The following is a 24,448-nucleotide window of genomic DNA, read 5'->3' on the forward strand; positions in this document are numbered from 1 at the left end:
CAGCGCGTAGGGCCGTCGGCCGGATGGCCCTGCCTGCGGGCACGGTCAGGGGATTCGCGTTAGTTTGTCCGTGTTTTCCCCTGCTCCCGTCTCCGGCCCTACAGGACGTAGGGTGGCCGCGGGCCCTACGGGCTGTAGGGGACGGGGACGGAGGGGTGGACATGACCGGCAGTGCGCACGCGACAGTCGACGCGGCGAACCGCGAGCACACGCGCCGCGCGTCCGCCGGCTCCGGGCGCGCGCTCTGGCCGACGGCGGCCGTCGCCGCGGCCTTCACCCTGGCCCAACTGGTTCTCGTGCGCCCCGGTCTGGGGCTCGGCTGGGACGAGACGGTGTACGTCAGCCAGGTCAGCGGACACGCTCCCGCCTCCTTCTTCAGCGCCCCCCGCGCCCGGGGCGTCTCCCTGCTGGTCGCCCCCGTGGCGGCGTGGTCGTCCTCGACGGCCCTGCTGCGGACCTACCTCGCCCTCCTCTCCGGCCTCGCCCTGTTCCTGGCCCTGCGCGCCTGGCGCGGGCTGTTCCCCGTCCGGGTCCTCGCCTTCGGCGGGGCCCTGTTCGCGTCCCTCTGGGTCACCCTGTTCTACGGCCCGCAGGCCATGCCCAACTACTGGGTCGCCGTCGCCGCCCTGGCCGCCGTCGCCTGCTTCCTGCGCGCCCCCACCGACCGGAGCGCGCTGTGGGGACTGGCGGGGAGCGCGGCGCTGATGGCGTGGATGCGGCCGGTGGACGCGGTCTGGGCGACCGCACCGCTGCTCGCGCTCGGCCTGGCCCGCCGCAACCGGCGGGCCCTGCTCGTCCTCCTCGCCGGGCTCGCCGCCGGAGCCGCCGAGTGGGTGGCCGAGGCGTACACGAGCTACGGCGGTCTGGCGCGCCGGCTGTCCGACGGCTCGGCGATCCAGGGCGGCCTCGGCTGGCACTTCGCCGTCGTGGACCAGCTGCGCGCCCTGGGCGGGCGCACGCTGTGCCGGCCGTGCACCGGCGCCCTGCCGCACCCGCTGGTCACGCTCTGGTGGTGGACGCTGCCCGCGCTGGCCGCCCTCGCGCTGGTCGTCGCCCGGCGCGGGCGGCGACCGGCGGCCACGGTGCTGCCGCTGGCCTGCGCGGCGACGGCCGCGTTCCCCTACCTGTTCCTGATCGGCTACGCGGCACCCCGCTTCCTGCTCCCCGCCTACGCCCTCCTCGCGATCCCGGTCGCCGACGCACTGGCACACCTGGCCACGGGCCCCCGCCGGGCCCAGCCCCCGGACCACCGGCCCGCCCCGGGCGCCGGCGGCCGGCGCCCGGCCCTGCGCCCGGACCGTCGTTCGCCCCGGGACCCGGCCCGCCGGCCCGACGCACCCCCGGCACTCCGCCCGACCCCGGACCCGGCCCCCCACCCGCGTCCCGTCCTGTCCCCGTCCCGGTGCCCGACCGCGTCCCCCGACCACCGCCCCGCACCCCGCCCGCCCCGGCGGCCCCTGGCCCTCGTGGCGGTCGGTGCCGGTCTCGCCACCCATCTCGCCGTACAGCTCGTCGTCCTCCTGCACGTGGTCGGCGCCGCCACCGCCGCGCACGACGCCTGGGGGCGCACCGCGGCCGAGATGCGACGCCGCGGGGTGCGCCCGCCCTGCCTGGTCACCGGACAGGAGGCCATCCCCGTCGGCTTCGCCGCCGGCTGCGCCTCCGCCGCGACCAGCGGACCCAACGCCAACACCACCGAGGACGGCATCATCCGGACCGCGCGGCGGACCCCGGTCGCCACCCTCGTGCCGGCCGGGTCCGCGCCGCCCCGGTACGCCCGCGACTGGCCGTCCGTCCCCGTCGGCGCGGTCCGGCTCTACTACGTCGTACCGGGCGCCGCCTCATGACCTCACCGGCCGGGCTCACCGCCTCCCTCGGCCGCCGGCGCGCCCGCTGGCAGGCGGGCGCCTGTCTCGCCGTGCTGCTCGCCGCGCTGTACCTGCTCCACCGGCACTGGCCCACGGTCGAGAGCGGCGCCGGCCGGCTGGCGGTCGCCGACCAGGGCTGGCTGCTGGTCGGGGCCGTCGCGGCCATCGGCACCTGGGCGGCCTCCGCGCTCGCCCAGCAGGGGGCCGTCGTACCCCGGCTGCCCGGGCCGCGGCTGGTCGCCGCCCAGTTCGCCGCCTCCGCCGCCAACCACCTGCTGCCCGCGGGGCTCGGCGCGGGCGCGGTGAACCTGCGCTTCCTGACGCGCTGCGGGCTCCCGGCCGGCCGCTCGGCCGGCGCGCTCGCCGTCAAGGCCGCCACGGGCGCCGCCGTCCGCCTGGCGCTGATCGCGCTGCTCGCCCCGGCCTGTCCCGGGCTGCTGCGCCTCCCGCACGTCTCCCCGACGGCGGTCGCCGTGGTCCTGGGTGTCCTCGCCCTCGCGGCGGCCCCGCTCGCCACGCCCTGGTGGCCGCGCTGCCGACGGGCGCTCGCCGGCGTGGTGGCCGACGTCCGCGCGCTGCACGCCTGCCCGGCCCGGGCCGCCGCCCTGTGGGGCGGCTCGCTGGCCTTCGCCGGGCTGCACGCGTTCGTCCTGGTCGCCGTCACCCGCGCCGTCGGCCTGCCGCTGGCGCCGCTCCAGGTGGCCCTGCTGTACCTCGCGGCGAGCAGCGCCGCCGCCCTGCTGCCCTCCCCGGGCGGCCTCGGCTCGCTGGACGCCGCCCTCGGTCTCGCCCTCACCGCCGCCGGGACCCCGGGAGCCGCCGCCGCGTCCGCCGTCCTCGGCTACCGGCTGCTGACCGTGTGGCTGCCGCTGCTTCCCGGCCTGCTGGTGCTCGGGGTGCTGGTGCGCCGCAAGGCCCTGTGAGCACGGGGGAGTTTCCCACGCGCCGGCTTCAGGTAGGACTCGGGTACGCCGTGTGGCACAGGAGGGGGAGTCATGCCGGGCAACGACAGCGCGGGCCTGCCGAGCGAGGCCTTCTTCATACCGGGGACGTCGTCCTTCACCGAGTTCCTGACCTCGCACCGCCCCGGGCTGCTGCCCACCGCCCCGCCGTTACCGCCCGGCGTGCGGATGCCGGCGGACCGGTTCCCGCACGGCACCACCGTGCTCGCGCTCACCTACCGCGACGGCGTGCTGATCGCCGGGGACCGCCGGGCCACGATGGGCAACCTCATCGCCCAGCGCGACCTGGAGAAGGTGCACCCCGCCGACGACCACACGGCCGTCGCCTTCGCCGGCACCGTCGGCCTCGCCCTCGACATGGTGCGGCTCTACCAGGTCGAGCTGACCCACTTCGAGAAGATCGAGGGCGTACCGATGACCCTCGGCGCCAAGGCGACCCGTCTCGCGGCCATGATCCGGCAGAACCTCGCCCAGGCCATGCAGGGCCTGGTCGTCGTCCCGCTGCTCGTCGGCTACGACCTCACCGCGCCAGGGGGCGGACGCGGCCGGATCTTCGGCTTCGACGCGGCCGGCGGGCTCTACGAGAAGCGGCACTTCCACGCCGAGGGCAGCGGCTCCCCGTACGCGCGGGGCGCGCTGAAGAAGCTGTACCGGCCGGACCTGTCCCGACGGGAGGCGGCCCTCGCCGCACTCCAGGCGCTGTACGACGCGGCGGACGACGACTCGGCCACCGGCGGCCCGGACCTGAGCCGCCGGATCTTCCCGGTCGTCTCGGTCATCACCGAGGACGGCTTCGAGCGGCTGCCGCAGACGGAGACGGAGGACCTGAGCCGCGAGACGGTCCGGCAGCGGGCCGGACGCCCGGACGGCCCGCACGCCTCACCCTGACGGGCCCCGGGCCGCCGTCCCTCCGGGGAGAGGGGGACGGTCGCCTCACCGGGCACTGCGCCGGCCGAACCGTCCGGGCGCCGGCGGGGTTAATGATCCGGTCACGGGAAACGCGGACCAGGACCGCCCGCGAACCCGGAGGAGGCGACCATGAGCGACCAGCAGTCCGAGCAGACCCCCATGGCGGACGACGTCTACCAGCCCACGGGCAGCAACGAGGAACAGGAGGACGCCGGCCCCCTGGACCTGCAGGACGCGGTCGGCGAGCGCTCCTACGACGACATGCTCGACGAGGGATACTCCCCGCCCGAGCGACCCCTCGGCGTCACCAAGCACGGCACCACCGCCGCCGAGCAGCACGAGGGGGAGACCCTGGACGAACGGCTCGGCCAGGAGGTCCCCGACGTGACCCCGCCGGCCGGCGACGAGATCGGCGACCTGCCCGGCGGGGAGGGCGAGCCGGTCGACCCCGAGGCCGGCGCGTCCCGCGCGGGCCGGCTGGTCGCGCCGGACGAGGGCGCCCACGCCGACACCACCAAGGAGGAGATCGCCGAGGACGTCGGCATCGACGCCGGAGCGGCCGGGGCGGAGGAGGCGGCGATGCACGTCGTACCGGACGAGACGCAACTGCCGGAGTGACCGGTGGCGGCGGCGCACCACACCGGCCCCGCCGCCCTCCGCGCACAGGACACCGGCCGGGCGCGCGCCCGGCCGGTCCCCGTTCGTGTCCCTGTGCTCCCCGGATCGCCTAGGGCAGCAGCTTCTCGATGGCCGCCGTGCCCTCCGACTCCAGCTTGCGACGCGCCCAGTCGAGCGTCTTCGGTGTGACGTCCCTGCCCGCCGCCATCACCAGGTCCTCAGGGGTGACGTCCCTGGCGGGCGCGGAGTGGAGCAGGGCGTCCGGGGTGCAGACGTCGTCCGACGAACGGGACTCTTCGGGTGTGGATGTCGACATGATGCCTCCTCCTCGGTCCGGATGACCGCATCCGTGCCGGTGCCTCTCGAACGGGGCACACTCTCACCATTGCCCTCCCCGGCGCACCCTGCATCCGGAAGCGCCTCGGGAGCGGGTGAGGACCACCTGCCCACACCACGGCGAACCACTCGCCTAAGCTGGAAAACACTCGCAACAGGCGCATACCGCCCGAACCGCCCCGCTCACCGGGAGGCCGCCGATGGCCGAATCGCCGTTCCACGGGAACGGACCCCGCGACCACCGTTACCTGCCCATCGCCGAGCACGGACTGATCGGCGACCTGCGCACGGTGGCCCTGGTCGGCAGCAACGGCACGATCGACTGGTACTGCTGCCCGGCCTTCGACTCCCCGAGTGTCTTCGCGGCAATCCTCGACGCCGAGCGCGGCGGCCGCTTCGAGCTGGCCGCCGCCGTCCAGGCACGCACCAAGCAGTTCTACTTCCCCGACACCAACGTGCTGATCACGCGGTTCTTCACCGAGGACGGCGTCGGCGAGGTGCAGGACTTCATGCCGATCACCGGCGAGAAGCCCGGGGACGCGGGACGGCACCGGCTGATCCGGCGCGTGGTGTGCGTCCGCGGCACCGTCCCCTTCCGGACGCTGGTCGCCCCCCGCTTCGACTACGGCGCCGCCGGGCACACCCTGCGCCCCCTGGACGGCATGGTGGTGTTCGAGTCGCCGGCCCAGTCGCTGTCGCTCACCTCGACCGTCGCCCTGGAGTGCGACGGGCGGGACGCGCGCGCCGACTTCAAGCTCGGCGAGGGCGAGTCCGCCGTGTTCGCCCTCGACCAGGTCGACGGCGAGGTGTCCCCGCGCGGCTGCGCCCACGAAGAGGCGGAGCACCAGTTCAACGCGACGGTCGCCTACTGGCGGCGGTGGCTGCACCAGTCCCGCTACCGGGGCCGCTGGCGCGAGATGGTGCACCGCTCCGCGCTCACCCTGAAGCTCCTCACCTACGCCCCCACCGGCGCCATCGTCGCCGCACCCACCACCAGCCTGCCCGAGCAGCTGGGCGGCGAGCGCAACTGGGACTACCGGTACGTGTGGGTGCGCGACGCCGCCTTCGCCGTCTACGCGCTGCTGCGGCTCGGCTTCGCCGGCGAGGCCGAGGCGTTCATGCGGTTCCTGACCACGCACATCAGCCCCGGCTGCGGTGACGGCTCCGACCCGCTGCAGATCATGTACGGCATCGACGGCCGCACCGAGCTGCCCGAACGCGAACTGCCGCACCTGGAGGGCCACCTGGGCTCCGCCCCGGTCCGGGTCGGCAACGCCGCCGTCGGCCAGCTCCAGCTCGACATCTACGGCGCCCTGATCGACTCCATCTACCTCTACGACAAGTGGGCCCAGCCCATCTCCAGCGATCAGTGGGACGACGTGTGCGGCCTGGTGCACTGGGTGTGCGACCACTGGGACCAGCCCGACGAGGGCGTGTGGGAGACCCGCGGCGGGCGCAAGGACTTCACGTACTCGCGGCTGATGTGCTGGGTCGCCATCGAGCGGGCCATCCGCCTGGCCACCCACCGCGGACTGCCCGCCGACCACCGCCGCTGGCGCCAGGCCCGCGACACCATCTACCGGCGGATCATGGAACGCGGCTGGTCGCAGCACCGGAACGCCTTCGTGCAGTACGAGGGCGGCGACGTCCTGGACGCGTCCCTGCTGATGATGCCCCTCGCCAAGTTCATCGCCCCCACCGACCCCAAGTGGCTGTCCACCCTGGACGCCCTCACCGAGGACCTCGTCTCCGACTCGCTCGTCTACCGCTACGACCCGCAGGCCAGCCCCGACGGACTCCGCGGCGACGAGGGCACCTTCTCCATCTGCTCGTTCTGGTACGTCGAGGCACTCGTCCGGGCCGGCCGGCTCGACGACGCCCGGCTGGCCTTCGAGAAGATGCTCACCTACGCCAACCACCTCGGCCTGTACGCCGAGGAGATCGGCCGCACCGGCGAGCAACAGGGCAACTTCCCCCAGGCGTTCACCCATCTGTCCCTCATCAGCGCCGCGTTCAACCTGGACCGTGCCCTCGGCTGAGACCGCCCGCACGTCCCGGCCGGACCACGTCTGTCACCGACGTGTCACAGACCGTGCGCGAGGACATCGGCACCGTCGCCGACGCCGGCGCCCTCTGGCTGCTGCCCGGCTCGCGCACCGGAGGCCGATGACGCCTGGGGCGCCCAGGTGCGGCTCGCCGACACCGACGGCGACGGCCGCGCCGAGCTGGTGGCCGCCGCGCCCGGCGAGAACGCGGGTGACGGCGCGGTGTGGCTGCTGCCCGCGAGCGGCGGCGGGCTGCTGGCCGACGGCTCCTGGTCCTACGGTGCCGCCGGGCTCGGCGGCACCGCCCACGGTGCCCGCTTCGGCGCCGTGATCGACGAGTAGGGACGGCCCGATCCGCCGGTGTGCCCGCAGGGCGCACGGGTACCCGGCGCGGCGGCAAGCGGAATCGGCACAGGGTCGACAGAAGGAGGAGACCCCGGATGACCAGCACCAGCGAGTCCGGCGACGTCACCGGCACCCGCGACAAGGACTACAACCTCATCTGGTACGTCGAGGCGTGCCTGAGCAACGCCCTGCGCCTGGAGCAGTACATCCAGGACGCGGAGCGCGACAAGGACAACGAGGTCGTGGAGCTCTTCCGCAAGGCACAGTCCGACAGCCGCAAGGGCGCCGAGCTGGGCAAGCAGCTGCTGCGCTCGCGGCTCGACGGCGGCTGAGCGCCGCTCGCCTCCGGCGAACCGGGAACCCGGGACCGGCCCGGCGGACCGCACACGCGCCCGTTCGCCGCGCAGCCACGTGCCCTCCACGGCCGTGGCGAACGCGGCGGACTCCGTGTGGCCGTCCGCCGGGCCGCCGCCGTCCCCGGGGCCGGGCGAGCGCACCCCGCACCCCGGACGCTCACGGAAGCGGCTGCTCGGCCCAGATCACCTTGCCGTTCGGGGTGTACCGGGTGCCCCACCGCCCGGCGAGCTGGGCGACCAGGAACAGGCCCCGGCCGCCCTCGTCGGTGCTCGCCGCGTACCGCAGGTGCGGCGAGGTCGTGCTGCGGTCGGACACCTCGCAGATCAGCGTGCGCTCGCGCAGCAGCCGTACCCCGATCGGGGCGCGCCCGTAGCGGATGGCGTTGGTGACCAGCTCGCTCAGGATCAGCTCCGTCGTGAACGCCAGCTCGTCCAGGCCCCAGTCGGCCAGCCGCCGGGTCACCGAGCCCCGCACCTCCGACACGGCCGCCGGGTCCGACGGCACCTGCCACTGTGCGACCCGGTCGTCGCCCAGCACCCGGGTGCGGGCGACGATCAGCGCCACGTCGTCGCTCGGCCGGGCCGGCAGCCGGTCCAGCACGGTACGGCAGGTGTCCTCCGGGGAGGCGCCCGGCGTGCGCAGCAGCGCGTCACGCAGCAGGCCCAGCCCCTCGTCGATGTCCCGCTCCCGGTCCTCCACCAGACCGTCGGTGTACAGCACCAGCCGGCTGCCCTCCGGCAGTTCCAGCTCGGCCGTCTCGAACGGCAGCCCGCCCAGGCCCAGCGGCGGTCCCGCGGGCACGTCCAGGAACTCCACGCCGCCGTCCGGCCGCACCAGCGCGGGCGGCGGATGACCGGCCCGGGCCATGGTGCACAGCCGGGACACCGGATCGTAGATCGCGTACAGACAGGTCGCGCCCGTCACCACGGACGCGCCCGTCACCGATGTCTCGTCGTCCTGGTCGAGCCGGCCGACCAGCTCGTCCAGCAGGCTCAGCAGTTCGTCCGGCGGCAGGTCCAGCGAGGAGAAGTTGTGCACGGCCGTACGCAGCCGGCCCATCGTCGCCGCCGCGTGCAGCCCGTGCCCCACGACGTCCCCGACGACGAGGGCCACCCGGGCACCGGACAGCGGCAGCACGTCGAACCAGTCGCCGCCCACCCCCGACTGGGCCGGCAGATAGCGGTAGGCGAGGTCCAGGGCGCCCTGTTCGGGCAGGGTGCGCGGCAGCAGACTGCGCTGGAGGGTGACCGCCATGCTGTGCTCACGGGTGTACCGGCGGGCGTTGTCGATCGACACCGCCGCCCGCGCCACCAGCTCCTCCGCGAGGGCCAGCTCCTCGGCGTCGAACGGCTGCGGCTTCTCCGCACGCCAGAAGTTCGCCACGCCCAGCACCAGACTGCCCGCCCGCAGCGGCACCGTGATCAGCGAGTGGATGCCGAACGCCAGCACCTGGCCGGTGCGCTCCAGGTCCTGCGCCCGCCAGCCGGGTTCGTCGCGCAGCCGCGGCACCACGACCGACTGCCCGGTCGTCAGGGCGCGCGCCTGCGGCGAGGTGGTCACGAACCGGATCCGCTCGCCGAGCGGATACAGCGGGGTCTCCTTGCGGATGCCCGCGCAGGCCGTGCGGCGCAGCGCCGTTCCCGGGCGCGGCTCCTCCCCGCCCAGCACCGCGTCGAACAGGTCCACCGTCGCGAAGTCCGCGAACCGGGGCACCGCAAGCTCCGCCAGCTCCTCGGCGGTCCGGGTCACGTCCAGGCTGGTGCCGATGCCCACCCCGGCCTCGTACAGCATGTTCAGCCGCTCCCGCGCCACCTCGGCGCGGCCCGACAGGGCGCGCAGCTCGGTGGAGTCGCGCAGCGTGGTGACGCTGCCCGGCGGACCGCCGCGCAGGTCCGTGGGCCGCTGGTTGACCGCCAGCAGCCGGTCCTTGACCAGGTGCACCTCGTCCGTGGCGACCCGCCCCGAGGCCAGCAGCCCCGCCGTCTCGTCGTCCAGGCCCAGCTCCAGCACATGCCGCCGCTCGGCGTCCGCCGGCAGGTCCAGCAGGCGGTGGGCCTCGTCGTTGGCGAGCAGCAGCCTGCCGTCACCGCCGACGATCAGCACGCCCTCCCGGACCGCGTGCAGCACCGCGTCGTGGTGCTCGTACATCCGCGTCATCTCGTACGGACCGAGGCCGTGCGTCTGGCGCAGCAGCCGTCTGCTCACCAGGGCCGTGCCCGCGGTCGCCAGCGCGAGCGCGGCGGCCGCGGCGGCGAGCAGCAGCGGAAGCTGCTGGTCCGCGGCCCCGCCCACGTGCGCGGTGGTGATCCCGGCCGCCACCAGGCCCACCACCTGGCCGCCGGAGTCCTTCACCGGCACCACGACCTGCACCAGCGGCCCGATGGTGCCGGTGATGTGCTCGGTGACCGTGCCGCCGGCCACGGCCGGGGCGATGGTGCCGACGAACTTCCTGCCGATGCGGTCGGGCTGCGGATGGGTGTAGCGGATGCCGTCGGTGTTCATCACGACGATGAAGTCCACGCCGGTCGCCTTGCGGGCCGCCTCCGCGCGCGGCTGGAGCACGGCCGTGGGATCCGGGGAGCGCAGGGCGGCGGCCGTACCGGGCGCGTTGGCGAACGCCTGGGCCACGGCGAGGGAACGGTTGCTCGCCTCGGTGTCGCTGTCGTGCCGTACCTGGAGCACCTGGGCCACCACCGCCGAGACGACCAGAAGCAGCACGATCACCACTTGCAGGACGAAGACCTGCCCGGCCACGCTGCGCCCGGTCACCGCCGCCCGGAGGACCCCCGGCCGGCCGCCGCCCGCGCCGCGGTCCGCCGGTGGCGGGCTGTGCGGTGCGCGCGGGTACCCGAAAGGTCGGGGCGGCCGGCTCACGGGCCGTCCGGACAGTCGCACCATGTGCCCATGTCTACACTGCCCGGCGCCGTCAGGCGAGACCATCACCCGGGGCCACGGCAGCCCGGCGCCGGGCCGGGTCCGGGCGGGCGCGGTGGCCGTTCACCGGCCGGTGCCGGGTGGCGGGCGGCGGGCGGCCAGCAGGAGGGCCACGTCGTCGGGGCGGTCGGTGGCGTGCCGGGCGGTGGCCGTCAGCCGGTCGGCGACCCCGGACAGGGACCGCCCGCCGCCCCGGCCGGCACCGGCACCTGCCTGGGCGAGCGCCCGCCGCAGCGCCGCGATGCCGTCGTCGATGTCGGCGCCGGGCCGCTCCACCAGGCCGTCGGTGTACAGGGCGAGGATCGCGTCGGGCTCCAGCCACAGCTCGGTCACCGGGTACCGGGCGTGCGGATCCACCCCGAGGACGACACCCCCGGCGACGTCCAGCAGCCGGGTCCGGCCGTCCGGACAGCGCAGCAGCGGCGGCGGATGGCCCGCCCGGGCGATCCGGGCCCGGCCGGTGGCGGGGTCCAGGCGCAGGTAGCAGCAGCTGGCGAACTGGCCGGGGTCCAGGTCGATCAGCAGGTGGTTGGTGCCGCACAGCACCTCGTCCGGCGGCCGGTCGCCCAGCGCGAACGCGCGCACCGCGCTGCGGAGCTGCCCCATCGTGGCGGCCGCCTGCACCCCGTGCCCCTGCACGTCGCCGATGACCAGCGCGAGCCCGTCCCCGGCCTCCACCACGTCGTACCAGTCACCGCCCACGTCCATGCCCTGGGTCCCCGGCAGGTACCGGCCCACGGTCTCGACCCGCGGATGCGTCGACAGCCGCCGGGGCAGCAGGGCCTGCTGCAGGCCGCGGGCGAGGGCCGCCTCGTCGTCGTAGCGCCGCGCCCGCTCCATCGCGTGCGCGATCAGCCCGGCGAGCGCGGTGAGGACCGCGCGTTCCTCCGTGCTGAACCCGCGCTCGCGGTCGAAGCCGAGGATGCAGGAGCCCACCGGCCTGCCGGAGGCGATCAGCGGCAGGAAGGCACGCGAACCCACCTGCGCGTCGAGGGCGAGGCCCGGATAGGCCGCCGCGAGCTGCCCCATGGACTCGAAGAACAGTGGCCGGCCGGTGGTCAGGGTCTCCACACCGGGCACGTGCGCGTCGAGGCCGATGCCCTCGAACGGGGCGAGGAACCCCTGCGGGAACCCCGTCTCCCAGGCCAGGTACAGATGCCGGTCCTGGAGCAGGTAGATGGCCAGCCGCCGGCCGCCGAACGCGGGCAGCAGCTCCTGCATGACCACCGCCGACACCTGCCGGGCGGTCACCGCGTCGGTCAGCGCGATGGCCAGCGCGATCGGCCGGTACAGCGGCGCCATCGCGTGGGCGCCCGCCACCGTGTGCTCCGCGTCCTGGACCTCGGGCACCGGCCCGCTCGCGGCGTCCACCCGGCTGGCCGGGACGAGCACGCAGGTCAGCAGGTCCGTGCCGGGGTGCACCGACACCGCCAGCCAGTCGCCCTCCCCGGGCCCGTCCCGTTCGTCGGCCGGCCGCCGGACGTGGAAGTGCACCGGCTCGGGGCAGAGCAGGGCCCCGCGCAGGTGGTCGTCGTACGGCGGCCCGGTCAGCCAGGGCAGCGCGTCCCACAGTGCCCGCCCCAGCAGCCGCTCCCGCGCCCGGCCCGTGAGCCGGGCCGCCGCCGGGTTGACGTACACGATCAGCCCCAGCCGGTCCACGCACAACACGCCCTCCGGCAGCAGGTCGGCCGCGCCGTCGGCGGAGGCGGCCGTACCGGGTTCGAACACCACCCCGTGGACCGCCGTGCCGGCCCGGTCCGCGGAAACCGGCCACAGGTCCAGCAGCCGTGGTGTGCCGTCGTGGGCCCGCAGGCTCAGCGGCGCGCTCGGGGGTTTCCCGGCGGCGGTGTCGCGCAGCGCGGCCAGCACCCGGTGGGCGTCGGCGGGGGCCACGGCGTTCGCGAGTTCCGTCATCGTGCCCGCGAACTCGCCGGGGCGCAGCCCGAGCAGCGCGTGCAACCGGTCGTCCGCACGGACCAGGGAGGTCGACGGGTCCCAGCTGAAACGTCCCACGGCGGCCCGGGCGGGCCGGCTCGCGGGCGGCCGTACGCACAGCGGCTCGCCGTCCCAGGTGATCGCGCTCTCGTCCCCGTCGGCCAGGCCGAGCAGTTCGGTGCCCAGGCCCTCGGCCAGCCGGCCGAGCAGTTCCCGGTCGAGCAGGTCGTCCACGGTGTCCGTCACCGCCGGGTGCAGGACCGTGAGCACCCCCAGCGGCCCGGTGCCGCCCGGTACCGGAACGTGCACCGACCCGAAGGGGAAGGGCAGGCCGGCCGCGAACTGCGGATACCGGCGCATGGTCTCCGTGGCGTTCGGCAGGACCACGTGGACGCCGAGCCGGTAGGCGTCGGCGACCGGGAACGGCCGGCTCACGTGCAGCCGCCACCAGGACCTGAACAGCGGACCGGGCAGCCCCGTGAGCACCGCCAGACGCAGCAGGCCCGGGGCGCGCGAGCGCAGGTAAACGCCCGCCACCCGGCCGCCGGCCGAGGTGAGGGCGCTGGTCGAGACGTCCGCCAGCAGCGCGGTCAGCCGGGCCCGCGTACGGACCGCCTGCTCGTCGCTCCCGGCCATCGGCCCCACCTCGTCCCGTGCGGCTCCGGGTGGATGACACAGCAAGAATGCGCCACCAGACGCGCGGAACGCACCTGGGCGGGGTGGGAGAAGGGCGGGGCGCGGTGCGGGTGCGGCGGGGGCTCGCGCGTGGCGCGGTGCCGGTCGGCCGGGGGTGGGCGCGGGCAGGGCGGGTGTGGATCAGGGTCCGGTGGGCGGGCCTTGCAGGGACTGCGGCGGGGGGCGGGCCCGGCCGCAGCGGGCGCGGGGCCGGGGGACGGGCGGCTCACACCAGTGCCCCGCCCGAGTGGCGGCCTGCCGTGCCCGCTCCTAGTAATGGACTCCGTGACGCGGCGACCGCAGACGGGGCGCGGGTGCGGTCGCACCCTTCTCCTGGAGCCGAGATGACGACCTGTTCCTCATCCCCTCGTCCCGACGACTCGGTGATACCCACGGCACCGGCTGCCCCCGGCGCCCCCACCTCGTCCCCGGACCCGCTCACGCCCGCGGCACGGCCGCTTCCCCCGGAGGAACCCCCGCACGGCGACCCCCTGCGCAGCCTGGTCCACGCGGCCGTCGCCGACCGCCCCGTGGAGGACGTGGTCCGGCTCGTCACGCTGCTGGAGAGCTCGCCCGAGCCGGCCCGGACGACCTCCGACGTGCTGCGCGCGGTCGCGGTCGAACGGTCGGTGGAGGACGTCACCCGGCTGGTGACGCTGCTGACCGAACCGCCCCGGGACAGCGACAGCGCCGACGAGGCGATCCGGGCCGCAGCTCAGCGCCGCCCTCTGGAGGACGTCTCCCGGCTGGTGCAGTTGCTGCACCGCGGCCCGGGGGAACCCTCCCACTGCGCGGAAGCCGCCGTGCGGGCGGTGGCGGTGCACCGGCCCGTGGAGGAGCTCGCCGAGCTGATCGGCCGGCTCGCGGCGGAACGGGAGGCCGGGCAGGCCGAGGAGCCGTCGGTGTCCGCCGCCGTGGTACCGGCGGTCGTGTGGGAGGTGGGGTGGTCGGCCCCGGAGGAACCGGCGCAGACGCAGTGCTCCGTGGCGGAAGAGCCGGCGCCGGCGGTCCGGCCGGCCGACGCGGCGCCGGTGAGGACCCGGCGCATCCTGGTCGAAGGGCGCCCGAGGGCGCCGCGGTCCGGTGCGGAAGGGCGGGCGGGAAGACGGCAGGCCGCCGCGGAACGGTCCGGGGACGACCGGTCGCCGACGGCAAGCGTGTGGGCCACGCGGTGCGCCGCGTCGCTGGTGTTCCTGTGCGGGACGGCGCACGCCCCGCGCTACTGGACCGGGCTGTCCCACGGCGCCCTCGGAGCCACCCTGCTCGCCTCGGCGCTGTGCGGCCTGCTGGCGCTCGCCCTCACCGCCCGGGCGGCGCCGGCCCGGCTCGTGGCGGCGACGGCCGCGGTCGGCGTCACGGCGGTGCTCGCCGCCGGACACGTGCTCGGCGGACGGTTCAACCTGCCGGACCCGGCCCGGCTGCGCGCGGCGACCCTCGCACCGTCGTGGCTGGCCGGCCCGACGGCCGCGGCAGCGGCACTCGGCGCACTGGCGGTCCTGCTCACGGCCCTGACGACGGGCAGGGCCCAGCCCGCCGAAGCCGGTTGAGTCCGTCCAGGGGGCCGGGCCCGCTGCCGGGAGCGTGTCCGGACCGCTGCCGCCGGGGCCGCTCAGGCGAGGGCGGCCGCCTCGGCGGGTGCCCAGGGGCACAGCACCAGGTGGCCGTCCTCCCGGGCGGCCGCCATCGCCGAGGGGAACGTGTCCGTCTCCAGGCACAGAGCCACGTCCTCGGGGTCGACACCGGCCCACCCGCTGCGCGCACCGTCGGCCAGCCGTGCGGCGGCGGTGGAGCGCCGGGCCCGCGCCAGGTAGGGGCCCGCGTCGGCGTCGTCCGTCCGCACGCGTTCCACGATGTACTGCGCGCAGGCCAGGTCCTCCTCGGCCCGTCCGCCGTCCCCCGTGACCACGAAGGTCACCGCCTGCGCCCGTACCCGTCGCAGTGCCTTGGCGGTCGCCCCCGCCACCGCGAAACTCGCGCACAGCAGCAGTCCGGCGTCCGCCACGGCCAGCGCCCCGGCCGTCCCGGCGGTGGTCTTCTGGACGACCGTACGGCCCCGCAGGTCCAGCGCACGCAGCCGCGCGGGCGAGTTGACCAGGTCGAACCCCGGCGACGGCGCCCCGTCCTGGCAGGCGAGCCAGTCCGGGTGACGGGCCTTCAGCGCCAGCGCCTCCCGCCGCGTGCGGGCGAAGACGATCCGCTCGGCGCCGCGCCGGAACGCCCAGGCGGCCACGGTGAACGCGCGCATCACGTCGACGACCACGGCCACGCCGGGAGCCGTCGGGGCACCGGGTATGCCGGTGAACACGGGTCGCATCGCCCCATGGTGCGGCACCACCCGGGGTGCGGTACACCACGCCCGGCCGGTCAGGGCTCGGTCGTCCCCGGCGGCAGCGGCCGGGCGGCGCGCAGGCTGCGCAGGGCGAGGAGGAGGACGCCGATGTCGTCCAGGTAGACCGGGTCGGGCAGCAGGTCGGTGGGCAGCACCAGATACGCGACCGCGCCCCAGAACACCCAACGGGGCCCTGTCGGCAGCCCCGCCCGCCGCAGCGTCCGGCGCGCCCGCACCAGCCGCACGAGCAGACCGACCGCGACGGCGAGCAGCACCACCGCGACCGCGGCGGCGAGTACCAGCAGGGTCGTGGGCATGTCCATCGCGGCTCCTTGCGGGAGTGGGGCGCCTGTGAAGCGTACGACCGTCCGTGTACCCCGGCGAACGCCTACGATGAACGGCCGTCCGCAGCGCCGCCCGTGGCCCCGGCGCTGCCGTCCGCCGGCGTCGTGCCGTAGGAGGAGGAGTCCGCGGCAGGCCCTTGCTGCTGCCTGCCCTTGCCCGTCAGCCTCAGCCGCTCGAACGTCCGCGTCAGCTGGTGCAGGGCGCCCGGTGCCCGCGAGGCGGGCCGCTGCTGGGGAAGGGCGGGCAGGGGGACGTCGCGGTACGCAGCCAGGGCCTCCAGCGCCTGCTCGGCGGCCTGCTTGTACAGGTCCCGGGACTTCGTCATCGCCTCCAGCGCCTCGGCGTACATGGCGACCAGCCGCCGCTCGCGCTCCAGCTCCTCCTGAAGGGTCAACAGGGTCCAGTTCTCGCGCAGATCGGTCAGCGCCTCCTCGGCGTCCGCCGGCAGCGGCCGGGGCAGGGCGACGAAGTGCCGCAGCGCCGCGATGAGTCCGGCCGGTTCCGAACCGTCCAGGAAGACGGTGCGTACGCTGTGCTCCCGGCCGTCGTACCCCTCCGGCGCCGGATCCGGCGGCAGCAGCACCGCCCCGCCGCGCGGCACCTCGACGCCGAGGTCCTTCAGCGCCCAGTTGACGGCGCGCAGTTGCTGCGGTGTGGCCCGGTGCTCGATCACACGGTGCCGCAGGCCGGGCGGCAGCAGCCGCGCCAGCGGCAGCCTCCCCCGCTCGTCGGGTGTCATGGCCTCGTGCACGACGACATGGACGCACCACGCCTCCCGGGCCGCGTCCCGCAGCAGCCGCCGCATGTCCTTGTCGTCCTCCGGCAGCGCGTTGGCGTGCCGCAGGCGCAGGCCCGCGACCGTGGGGTGGTGGTCCCAGGAACCGTCGTCGTCCTCGCCCGGGCCGCCCTCGGGCCAGAACAGCGTCGCGGGCGACGGCCACGCGTCGTCCCACGGGCGCTCCGCCTCCGCGACCAGCCGCCACTCGTGGCCGGGCAGCCGGCCCTCGCGTGGTACGAGGGTGAGCCGGGCCCGCACGGTCACCGCGCCGTCCGCCCGCCAGCGGGCCTCGAAGACCCGCCGGTCCGGGTCGCCGGCCGTGGGCGGCTCGGTGAAGTCGTCGATGTCACCGCTCTCCTTGCGCTGCCGCAGGGTGCGGCGGACGACGTTCTCGGGGGCGGGACCGGTGTGGCGGCCCCGGGCCGCCCAGAGGGTCTGCGGGGTGGTGGCGCGGTCGCCGGCGGAGTTCGACATGAGCCAATCTGCTGATGGGGGCGGGTGGGCCTCCCAGTATCACCGTTCGGCGCGGCGACACGGCGATGGGGGCCCGGCCCCGCGCGTCGCCCCGGGGTGCGCACGGAGCGCGGGGTGTGCGCCGTACGCCCGGGGTGTGCGCGGTGCGCGTCAGGTGACCGCGGTTCACCCGTGCCCGGGCGGCGGTCCCGGCCCCCACAATGTCCGGCGAACGGGGCCCGCCCGTCCATCCGCTCGAGGGCGGACCCCGTTCACCCCTGTCGGCACGCGCCGGAATCCGGCGCGCCTTCATGCTCGCTGCGCGACCGAGTCGTTCGCCGGGCGGTGCGGCACTGAACGCGGCGGGGGCCGGCGCGGCGGCGCCGGCCCCCAGGGGCCCGGAGGGAGGAGAGGGGCTTACGCTCCGCTCTCCCGCAGCATGTCCTCACGCTCGACGAGCTTCACGCGCTCGCGGCCCTGCGGCTCGCCCAGCGCACGCTCGGCGGCGTCCAGCTTGTACCAGCCCTCCCAGGTGGTGAAGCGGACGTTCCGCTCGGCGAGGAAGGCGTCCACGGCCTCCGGCTCGGGGGAGGCCGGAGTGTGCAGACGGCCGCCGGCGTAGTCGTCCAGCAGGTTGGCCACGGTCTCGTTGGCGTCGCCCTTGGTGTGGCCGATGAGGCCGACGGGGCCGCGCCGGATCCAGCCGGTGACGTAGGTGGACTGCAGGTGGGCGCCGCCCTCCTCGATCACCCGGCCGCCCTCGTCCGGCACGGTCCCGGAGTCGATGTCCCAGGGGAGCTTGGGCAGCTTCTCGGAGAGGTAGCCGACCGCGCGGTAGACCGCCGTGACGTCCCAGTCCTTGAACTCGCCGGTGCCCTTGACGTTGCCGGTGCCGTCCAGGGCGGTGCGCTCGGTGCGCAGGCCGACGACCTTGCCGTCCTCGCCGAGGATCTCGGCCGGCGACTCGAAGAAGTGCAGGAAGAGCTTGTGCGGGCGGTCGCCGACGTCGCGGATCGCCCAGTTCTCCAGCGTCTTGGCGACCATGTCGGCCTGCTTGTTGCCGCGCCGGGTCTCGATCGAGCCCTCGTCGTAGTCGATGTCCTCGGGATCGACGATGACCTCGATGTTCGGGGAGTGGTCCAGCTCGCGGAGCTCCATCGGGCTGAACTTCGCCTGTGCCGGGCCACGGCGGCCGAAGACGTGGATCTCCACGGCCTTGTTGGCCTTCAGGCCGTCGTAGACGTTCGGCGGGATCTCGGTCGGCAGCAGCTCGTCCGCGGTCTTGGCGAGGATACGGGCGACGTCCAGGGCGACGTTGCCGACTCCCAGAACGGCGACCTTCTCGGCCTCCAGCGGCCAGGTGCGGGGCACGTCCGGGTGGCCGTCGTACCAGGAGACGAAGTCGGCGGCGCCGTAGGAGCCGTCCAGGTCGATGCCGGGTATGCGCAGCTCGCGGTCGGCCGTCGCGCCGGTCGAGAAGATCACCGCGTCGTAGAAGGCGCGCAGGTCGTCCAGGCTGATGTCCGTCGGGTAGTCGACGTTCCCGAACAGACGGATCTGCGGCTTGTCCAGCACCTGGTGCAGGGCGGTGATGATGCCCTTGATGCGCGGATGGTCGGGCGCGACGCCGTACCGGATCAGGCCGAACGGGGCGGGCATCCGCTCGAAGAGGTCGATGGAGACACCGGGGTCGGCGGCCACCTCGGACTTGAGCAGGGCATCGGCGGCGTAGATCCCGGCGGGGCCGGCTCCGACGATGGCTACCCGCAGGGGGCGCGGCATGATCAGGTTCCCTTCGAACGTGAATGGGGCACGTGATCAGGAGCCTAAACTAAGGCACACCTAAGTCGGTACGCGGGTCCCGTCTATGACCTCATAAGCTGATCTTATGCCTCTCCCAGGGGTGCCTTATGGGCAGGGCGAGGCCGGCCGGGGCTCGGCGGGGCGTCGCCCTCAGGCGGTGACGTGCGTCTTGGCCGCGCGACCGGCCACATCGCCGCGCCCCCCGGACCTGCCGGCTCTCCGCGCGCGTCCGCTCCTCCGGTCGCTGCGGCGCCGGCGCACGCCCGGCCCGAACGCGCGCGGGCGGGCGGCCGACGCCGAGGCCGGGCCCCGTCAGGCCGGCCGGATGATCCGGTGGATCGCCGCCTCCCCGGCGCCGTAGATCGACTCCTCGCGGATGGACGACCCCGGCCCGGGCGCGTGGACCATCATCCCGTCGCCGACGTACAGGCCCACGTGCCGGTCGTCCTCGAAGAAGAGCACCAGGTCACCGGGTTCCAGTCCGGCGGTCGTGAGCGGCGTTCCGGCCAGCGCCTGTTCGTGCGCGGCACGCGGCAACGTGACGCCGGCCGCCTTCCACGCCGCCTGGGTCAGGCTGGAGCAGTCGTAGGAGTCCGGACCGGTGGCACCCCACACGCACGGCTTCCCGAGCTGCGCCCGAGCGAAGGCGATGGCCTTCGCGGCACGGGGGGCGCGGGGCGGCTCGACGGGCGCGGGTGCCGGCAGGGGGAGAGGGAGAGGGAGGGACAGGGAGCCGGTGTCGGTCATGGGAGCGGTGATGCCGACCGGCGGAGGACTTGCCACTGGCGCCGCCGACACGACGGGTTCCGCGCCGTGTCGCTGCCACGGGACGGCCGAGGTCATGGCGGACTGCGCCGTCGCCGTCCACGGCCGGTCGGCGGTGTCCGGCAGGCCCGCTCTGAGGGTGCGCCCGGACAGCAGGTCGCGCGCCGTGTCGAGCTTCCGCCGCGCTCCGGCCTTCGAAGCGGCGGGGGACAGGCGGAGGAGTCCGGCCGACCCGGGGAGTGCCCGGGGCAACTGGACCGCCGCCCGCTGAACGACGGGCGCGGCGACCGGCGCAACGGCAGGGCCCGCCGGTATGGCCGTGGCCCAGCCGACCGGTTCTGCCGTTCCCGTCAAGCCCCGGCCGGACGTGTCCGCCGCACCGCCGCCCCACCCGATCCCGGCGCCCGGGAGGTCCGTACCGCTCGTGGTGTCGACCAGCGCGGTCGGGCCGGTGTCCAGCACGGGCAAGGGTCCGGTGGCCGGGAGCCCGGCGGTCTGCGAGGGCTCCGACCGCAAGGCCCCGCCCGGCACGGCCCAGCCCGGCAGGAACCCGGTCGGCAGGGACTCGCCCGGCAGGGCCCCGCCCGGCAGGAACCCGCTCGTCGCATCCGTCACCGAGCCCGTCACCGAGCCGGTCGTCAGCTCGGCCACAACCCGGCCGGTACCCGGTTCCCGTCCGGCGGACCGCTGTTCGGGCAGGCCGCCCGTCCCCAGCGCCCGCCGCTCACCGCCCGGAAGAGCGCGCGGCTCCCCGCCGCCCGGGAGGGCGGGGAGGCCCAGGGCGTCGCCGCCACCCCGCGGCAGAGCGAGGGGCTCACCGCCCCCACCCGGCAGGGCGCGGACCTCCCGTTCACCCCCGGGAAGCGGCACCCCGTCCATCGGCTCCCGCGAACGCGCCGGAGCGGCGGACCTGTCGGGCAGCCGGTCCGCGGGCAGTACGGCGGGGACGGTCGGGCCGACGGCGGCGCGTGCCGCGTCGAACCACTTCCGGGCGACCTCGTCCAGCGCGGGGTCCTGACGCCGGCCCGCCCGCTTGGCCAGCGGTACGCCACGCGAACGCGTCCGGGCGGCCATGGCCCGGGTCGCGTTGAAGTTACCGGTGTCGTTCTCCGCCCGGTCGTAGAGGGATGCGATCCGCTGTCGCACCTCGTCGCGGCTCTCCGGCGACATGGAGGACGTGCTCCTTCCTCGCCCCGCAGGGCAGTTGGGCGGCTCGCCGGGGCAGAGCCGGGCGGCGGCCTCGCGTCAACCTAGCCAACGTGTGTACCTCGTGTGAAGGTTGAGGTGTGGAATGTCCGATACGTATTCGTGATGTTCGCGACGGTGTTCGACGGGGAAAGGGCGGCGACCATGGTTTTCTGTGAGGTCCCGGTGAATTCGTGATTCCGTTGAACACAGCGGCTCCGCCCGCCGTATGAAGCCGGGGAACTCCATGCCCGGCCGCCGGCCACACCCACCGGCGGTCAGACCACCGGCGATCACACAGGGGACGACCTTGGTACGCAACAGGCGCAGACGCCCGACCGGCGCACGACGCGCGACCCTCGCCGCGGTCGCCCTGATGCTCGGGGGAGCCGGGCTCGTCGGGGCGAACGTCTACGCCTCGGCCACCGAGGGCTGGGGCGACGGCTCCGGCACGGACGCCTCCGGGCGTGTCCTCTCCTCGGGCATGGCGACCATCGACTGCCCCGATGTCGGCGGCCGGCTGACGGACGTGCCCGACGCGGCCCGTCCCGAGGTCGACCGCGAACTCGCCGCGCTGGACCAGCAGATCGCTGCGGCGTACCAGCAGGTGCAGCAGGCGGGGCGGGCCGGCGGCCAGGACGCCGGTTCCGCCGGGGACACCATCATGAAGCCGCTGGAGGAGAAGCGTTCGGAGTCCATCGGACGGATCGCCGACGCCCTCGGCCGGTCGGGGGAACGTCCGCGGGGCCTGGACGATCTGGCCGCCTGCACCCTGCGTCCCGGCGACGACGGTCAGGCCACCGGCACGCCGGCCGACGGCGGCCGGCAGGGCGGCACCGGCCAGGAGCAGGACGGCGCAGGCGCGGACCAGGGCGGCGACGCGCAGGGACAGAACGGCGGCGGTCAAGGACAGAACGGCGCCGGGCAGGGCGGCAACGGGCCCGTCGTCTCGGACTACGCGGACATCACCTCCGTACCGCCCGAGGCACCGGCCCCGCCGCCGCAGGCCGACGCCTCGCGCGGCACGTTCACCTCCGACTGCGGGGTCAACGCGGGCGGCCTGTTCAACTCCGACAACGTCATCGTCGCCCCCGGCGTCTCCAACGGCGCCCACCACTTCCACGACTACGTCGGCAACCAGGGCAACAACGCCTTCGCGAGCGACGAGGACCTGGCCGAGGCCGGCACGAGCTGTGCGGACCAGGGCGACAAGTCGTCGTACTACTGGCCGGTGCTGCGCCTGCAGAACGGCACCCAGGAGCGGGACGCCGGCGCGCCGGGCGGCGGTACGGAGGGCAACGCGGGCCGGATCGTGACGCCCAGGCAGGTCACGCTGACGTTCGTCGGCAACCCGCGCGGCAAGGTCACCGCCATGCCGCGCCTGCTGCGCATCATCACGGGCGACGCCAAGGCCTTCGTCAACGGCCCCGGCAACGCCAACGCGTCCTGGAGCTGCACCGGTTACGAGAACCGGCAGCTGAAGGACAAGTACCCGCTGTGCCCGCCGGGCAGTGACGTGGTGCGCACCTTCCGTTTCCAGAGCTGCTGGGACGGCCGCAACATCGACAGCGCCAACCACCGTACCCACGTGGCCTTCACGTCCGCCGACGGCTCCTGCCCGGCGGGCTTCGCGCCCATTCCGCAGCTGGTGCAGCGCATCGTCTACGATGTCGACGCGCCGAGCCTCACGGACGGCGGCCGTACCGTCCCGCTGTTCGCGGTGGACTCCTTCCCCGAGCAGCTGCACAAGCCCGTCACCGACCACGGCGACTTCATCAACGTCTTCGACGAGAAGCTGATGCGCGAGATGGTCGACTGCATCAACTCCGGCCGCACCTGCGGTTCCCCGGGCGACGACGGCTCCGCCACGACGCCGGCGCCCACGGCGAGTCCGAGCGCCACGGCGACGCCGGGCGACGGCTCCACGGAGGACGGCGGCGGGAGCGTCACCTCCCCGCCCGCGCCGTCGGCGTCCCGGGCCGGTGAGGTGCCACGGCACGACGCGACGACGTCACCCGCCCGCACCACCAAGCACGACACGGACGACAAGGCGGCACCTGCCGCGTCCGCCGAACCCCGGTCCACAGCGGCGCGTCCGGCACCGGCCCCGTCCGCCACCGCGCCGGGTCGGGGCGCCACGGCCACCGCCACCGCACCGGGTCAGGGCACCACCGCCGCCGCGTACGCCCCACCGGCGGCCGCGGGGACCGAACCGCAGGCGAGCCGGGGCGGTCTGGCGGAGACGGGCGCCCAGCTGTGGCCCGCGGCGATCGGCACGCTGCTCGGGCTGTCAGGCCTGTTCATGCTGCTCCGGGCCAGGCGCATGCGCTACTGACCGTCCGCGTACGGCGGCGGCCCTCTCCGAGGCGGTCGCCGCCGTACGGCACACCCCTTGTGGGAGCGCTCCCAAGGAGCGAGCATAGGGGCCATGCCGTCCCTCCACCCGAACCCGCCGATACGGCCCTACCGCCCCGCCGACCGCGACGCCGTGGCCGACGTCTGCGTCCGCACCGCGGACAACGGCGGCGATTCCAGGGCCCTCTACCCCGACCAGCGCCTGATGCCGTCGCTCTTCGCCGAGCCGTACTGCCACTTCGACCCGGACCTCGCCTTCGTACTGGACGACGGCACGGGCCGGGCCGTGGGATACATCGTCGGTACGGCGGACACCGAACGCTTCGTGGAGGACTTCCGGCGGAGCTGGATCCCCCGGCTGGCCGGCCGTTATCCCGAGCCCGTCGCGCCGCCCCGCACGCCCACGGAGGAGATGATCAGCCTCCTGCACCACCCGGAGCGGATGCTCGTCCCCGAACTCGCCGCCTACCCCGCCCACCTGCACATCGACCTGCTGCCGCCCTGGCAGGGGCAGGGGCACGGCCGCCGCCTGCTGCACACCTTCCTGGACGCCCTGAGCGGACAGGGCGTCCAGGCGGTCCACCTCGGCATGGTCACCGCCAACACCGCCGCCCGCGCCTTCTACGACCGGGTCGGCTTCCACGAGATCCCGGTCGCCGACGCGGGCCCCCTCACCTACCTGGGCCGGGCCACGGCGCGGGAGCGGGCGGCGGACCTCAGCTCAGCTTGAGCGTCTGCTGGGCGAGGTCGTACGCGGGCCGCATCTCCTCGTGCTCCTGGGTGTCCATGCCCCCGAGGTGCAGGACGACCGGACCGTCGGGCGTGCTGACGGCGAAGGCGCTCTCCTTCTTCGTCTCGTCCAGCAGCTTGCTCGTGTACAGGTACTCGACCCCGACCGCGGGGACGCCGCCGCCGGTCCTGAAGGAGTGGTACCTCGCCTTGCCGACGTTGTCCTCGGCGGCGACGAACGCGCGCAGCACACTGCCCGCGTCCGCGTCGCCGGCCTTGCCCTTCCACACCCGCAGGAAGCCGATGTTGCCGGCCGGCTTGGCGTCGATCTCGCAGGCGGCCGTGACCGGGCCCTGCCGGAGGAAGGCGTCGGCGAGCGCCCCGCTGAGGTCGCCGTCCTCGCCCTTCGACGACTTGGCCAACTCCTCCTCGGCGTCTATCGACTTGGGCTTCCAGTGACGGGCGACGGCGAAGCTGACGGGCAGTTCGCAGGCCGAGCCTGCCGCTCCGATCGTGCCGCCGCGTGCCGCCGTCGCGCCCTTCGCGCCCGTGTCCCCGGCCGCCGTGCCCCGCGTGCTCGCCGACGCGCTCGCGGACTTCCTCCCGTCACCGTCCGCGGACCCGGCGCACCCGCCGAGCACCGCCGCGAGCGCGGCCACCACGACGATGCGGCCTCCGACGGTCCCCACCCCGACCTGCACTGTTGCCTCCCCTTCGGTTCA

At 75.1% G+C, this 24,448-nt stretch carries 18 protein-coding genes and 1 pseudogene; 10 read left to right on the forward strand and 9 right to left on the reverse strand.

The window, feature by feature from the left end:
- The first annotated feature begins 161 nt into the window (after window positions 1-161).
- The 4 genes from AB0946_RS30415 (at window position 162) to AB0946_RS30430 (ending at window position 4,357) form a co-directional block, all read left to right on the forward strand.
- Window positions 162-1,847, forward strand: coding sequence for a hypothetical protein (locus tag AB0946_RS30415; RefSeq protein WP_366763870.1), 1,686 nt, complete (start codon window positions 162-164; stop codon window positions 1,845-1,847).
- The gene (locus AB0946_RS30420) at window positions 1,844-2,791 is read left to right on the forward strand and encodes a lysylphosphatidylglycerol synthase domain-containing protein (protein WP_366763871.1); all 948 of its coding nucleotides are present in this window, start codon (window positions 1,844-1,846) and stop codon (window positions 2,789-2,791) included. Before AB0946_RS30415 ends, AB0946_RS30420 begins: the two co-directional genes overlap by 4 nt.
- Window positions 2,792-2,863: 72 nt before the next feature.
- Window positions 2,864-3,718, forward strand: coding sequence for a proteasome subunit beta (gene prcB, locus AB0946_RS30425; protein WP_366763872.1), 855 nt, complete (start codon window positions 2,864-2,866; stop codon window positions 3,716-3,718).
- Window positions 3,719-3,868: 150 nt separating this feature from the next.
- On the forward strand, window positions 3,869-4,357 hold the full coding sequence (locus AB0946_RS30430; RefSeq protein WP_366763873.1) for a DUF5709 domain-containing protein: 489 nt from the start codon (window positions 3,869-3,871) through the stop codon (window positions 4,355-4,357).
- A gap of 109 nt (window positions 4,358-4,466) precedes the next feature.
- On the opposite strand, the gene AB0946_RS30435 is transcribed toward AB0946_RS30430, so the two are convergent.
- Window positions 4,467-4,673, reverse strand: a complete 207-nt coding sequence (locus tag AB0946_RS30435; RefSeq protein ID WP_171150396.1) for a hypothetical protein — start codon at window positions 4,671-4,673, stop codon at window positions 4,467-4,469.
- A 220-nt stretch (window positions 4,674-4,893) separates the two neighbouring features.
- On the opposite strand from AB0946_RS30435, the gene AB0946_RS30440 reads away from it, so the two are divergent.
- The 3 genes and pseudogenes from AB0946_RS30440 (at window position 4,894) to AB0946_RS30450 (ending at window position 7,415) form a co-directional block, all read left to right on the forward strand.
- Window positions 4,894-6,732 carry a glycoside hydrolase family 15 protein gene (locus AB0946_RS30440; RefSeq protein ID WP_366763874.1) on the forward strand — a complete coding sequence of 613 codons (1,839 nt, stop codon included), beginning with the start codon at window positions 4,894-4,896 and terminating at the stop codon, window positions 6,730-6,732.
- A 59-nt stretch (window positions 6,733-6,791) separates the two neighbouring features.
- Window positions 6,792-7,080, forward strand: a pseudogene (locus AB0946_RS30445) (FG-GAP repeat protein); the annotation flags it as partial.
- A 98-nt stretch (window positions 7,081-7,178) separates the two neighbouring features.
- A complete protein-coding gene (locus AB0946_RS30450) occupies window positions 7,179-7,415 on the forward strand; it encodes a hypothetical protein (RefSeq protein ID WP_366763875.1) in 237 nt (78 codons plus the stop codon).
- Between the two features lie 181 nt (window positions 7,416-7,596).
- Here AB0946_RS30450 and AB0946_RS30455 read toward each other — a convergent pair whose 3' ends face one another.
- Together AB0946_RS30455 and AB0946_RS30460 are read right to left on the reverse strand one after the other, a co-directional pair.
- On the reverse strand, window positions 7,597-10,338 hold the full coding sequence (locus AB0946_RS30455; protein ID WP_366763876.1) for a SpoIIE family protein phosphatase: 2,742 nt from the start codon (window positions 10,336-10,338) through the stop codon (window positions 7,597-7,599).
- 99 nt (window positions 10,339-10,437) lie between these two features.
- The gene (locus AB0946_RS30460; protein WP_366763877.1) at window positions 10,438-12,945 is read right to left on the reverse strand and encodes a SpoIIE family protein phosphatase; all 2,508 of its coding nucleotides are present in this window, start codon (window positions 12,943-12,945) and stop codon (window positions 10,438-10,440) included.
- Window positions 12,946-13,328: 383 nt separating this feature from the next.
- Here AB0946_RS30460 and AB0946_RS30465 point away from each other — a divergent pair, with 383 nt between their 5' ends.
- Window positions 13,329-14,531: a hypothetical protein gene (locus tag AB0946_RS30465; RefSeq protein ID WP_366763878.1), complete on the forward strand. Its 1,203-nt coding sequence runs from the start codon at window positions 13,329-13,331 to the stop codon at window positions 14,529-14,531.
- A 62-nt stretch (window positions 14,532-14,593) separates the two neighbouring features.
- Here the strand turns inward: AB0946_RS30465 and AB0946_RS30470 are convergent, their stop codons facing one another.
- The 5 genes from AB0946_RS30470 to AB0946_RS30490 form a co-directional block, all read right to left on the reverse strand.
- A complete protein-coding gene (locus AB0946_RS30470; protein ID WP_366763879.1) occupies window positions 14,594-15,298 on the reverse strand; it encodes a 2-phosphosulfolactate phosphatase in 705 nt (234 codons plus the stop codon).
- A gap of 50 nt (window positions 15,299-15,348) precedes the next feature.
- A complete protein-coding gene (locus tag AB0946_RS30475; protein ID WP_366763880.1) occupies window positions 15,349-15,636 on the reverse strand; it encodes a YkvA family protein in 288 nt (95 codons plus the stop codon).
- Window positions 15,637-15,701: 65 nt separating this feature from the next.
- Window positions 15,702-16,910, reverse strand: a complete 1,209-nt coding sequence (locus AB0946_RS30480) for a hypothetical protein (RefSeq protein WP_366763881.1) — start codon at window positions 16,908-16,910, stop codon at window positions 15,702-15,704.
- Window positions 16,911-17,306: 396 nt separating this feature from the next.
- Window positions 17,307-18,671 carry an FAD-dependent oxidoreductase gene (locus AB0946_RS30485; RefSeq protein WP_366763882.1) on the reverse strand — a complete coding sequence of 455 codons (1,365 nt, stop codon included), beginning with the start codon at window positions 18,669-18,671 and terminating at the stop codon, window positions 17,307-17,309.
- A gap of 333 nt (window positions 18,672-19,004) precedes the next feature.
- The gene (locus AB0946_RS30490) at window positions 19,005-20,627 is read right to left on the reverse strand and encodes a C40 family peptidase (RefSeq protein WP_366763883.1); all 1,623 of its coding nucleotides are present in this window, start codon (window positions 20,625-20,627) and stop codon (window positions 19,005-19,007) included.
- Window positions 20,628-21,018: 391 nt separating this feature from the next.
- On the opposite strand from AB0946_RS30490, the gene AB0946_RS30495 reads away from it, so the two are divergent.
- Window positions 21,019-22,977, forward strand: coding sequence for a DUF1996 domain-containing protein (locus tag AB0946_RS30495; protein ID WP_366763964.1), 1,959 nt, complete (start codon window positions 21,019-21,021; stop codon window positions 22,975-22,977).
- 93 nt (window positions 22,978-23,070) lie between these two features.
- Complete coding sequence (locus AB0946_RS30500; protein WP_366763884.1) at window positions 23,071-23,727, forward strand: GNAT family N-acetyltransferase; 657 nt, start codon at window positions 23,071-23,073, stop codon at window positions 23,725-23,727.
- Here AB0946_RS30500 and AB0946_RS30505 read toward each other — a convergent pair.
- Window positions 23,714-24,427 carry a lipoprotein gene (locus AB0946_RS30505; protein ID WP_366763885.1) on the reverse strand — a complete coding sequence of 238 codons (714 nt, stop codon included), beginning with the start codon at window positions 24,425-24,427 and terminating at the stop codon, window positions 23,714-23,716. The two genes, AB0946_RS30500 and AB0946_RS30505, sit on opposite strands and share 14 nt — an antisense overlap.
- Window positions 24,428-24,448 lie beyond the last annotated feature (21 nt).

Source organism: Streptomyces sp. NPDC046870 (assembly GCF_040704595.1).
GTDB lineage: Bacteria > Actinomycetota > Actinomycetes > Streptomycetales > Streptomycetaceae > Streptomyces > Streptomyces argyrophylli.

What these genes read in the sequence shown, in the direction of transcription:
- AB0946_RS30415 (WP_366763870.1), top strand. Translation starts at nt 162, where the DNA reads ATGACCGGCAGTGCGCACGCGACAGTCGACGCGGCGAACCGCGAGCAC.
- AB0946_RS30420 (WP_366763871.1), top strand. Translation starts at nt 1,844, where the DNA reads ATGACCTCACCGGCCGGGCTCACCGCCTCCCTCGGCCGCCGGCGCGCC.
- prcB (WP_366763872.1), top strand. Translation starts at nt 2,864, where the DNA reads ATGCCGGGCAACGACAGCGCGGGCCTGCCGAGCGAGGCCTTCTTCATA.
- AB0946_RS30430 (WP_366763873.1), top strand. Translation starts at nt 3,869, where the DNA reads ATGAGCGACCAGCAGTCCGAGCAGACCCCCATGGCGGACGACGTCTAC.
- AB0946_RS30435 (WP_171150396.1), bottom strand. Translation starts at nt 4,673, where the DNA reads ATGTCGACATCCACACCCGAAGAGTCCCGTTCGTCGGACGACGTCTGC.
- AB0946_RS30440 (WP_366763874.1), top strand. Translation starts at nt 4,894, where the DNA reads ATGGCCGAATCGCCGTTCCACGGGAACGGACCCCGCGACCACCGTTAC.
- AB0946_RS30450 (WP_366763875.1), top strand. Translation starts at nt 7,179, where the DNA reads ATGACCAGCACCAGCGAGTCCGGCGACGTCACCGGCACCCGCGACAAG.
- AB0946_RS30455 (WP_366763876.1), bottom strand. Translation starts at nt 10,338, where the DNA reads ATGGTGCGACTGTCCGGACGGCCCGTGAGCCGGCCGCCCCGACCTTTC.
- AB0946_RS30460 (WP_366763877.1), bottom strand. Translation starts at nt 12,945, where the DNA reads ATGGCCGGGAGCGACGAGCAGGCGGTCCGTACGCGGGCCCGGCTGACC.
- AB0946_RS30465 (WP_366763878.1), top strand. Translation starts at nt 13,329, where the DNA reads ATGACGACCTGTTCCTCATCCCCTCGTCCCGACGACTCGGTGATACCC.
- AB0946_RS30470 (WP_366763879.1), bottom strand. Translation starts at nt 15,298, where the DNA reads ATGCGACCCGTGTTCACCGGCATACCCGGTGCCCCGACGGCTCCCGGC.
- AB0946_RS30475 (WP_366763880.1), bottom strand. Translation starts at nt 15,636, where the DNA reads ATGGACATGCCCACGACCCTGCTGGTACTCGCCGCCGCGGTCGCGGTG.
- AB0946_RS30480 (WP_366763881.1), bottom strand. Translation starts at nt 16,910, where the DNA reads ATGTCGAACTCCGCCGGCGACCGCGCCACCACCCCGCAGACCCTCTGG.
- AB0946_RS30485 (WP_366763882.1), bottom strand. Translation starts at nt 18,671, where the DNA reads ATGCCGCGCCCCCTGCGGGTAGCCATCGTCGGAGCCGGCCCCGCCGGG.
- AB0946_RS30490 (WP_366763883.1), bottom strand. Translation starts at nt 20,627, where the DNA reads ATGTCGCCGGAGAGCCGCGACGAGGTGCGACAGCGGATCGCATCCCTC.
- AB0946_RS30495 (WP_366763964.1), top strand. Translation starts at nt 21,019, where the DNA reads ATGCTCGGGGGAGCCGGGCTCGTCGGGGCGAACGTCTACGCCTCGGCC.
- AB0946_RS30500 (WP_366763884.1), top strand. Translation starts at nt 23,071, where the DNA reads ATGCCGTCCCTCCACCCGAACCCGCCGATACGGCCCTACCGCCCCGCC.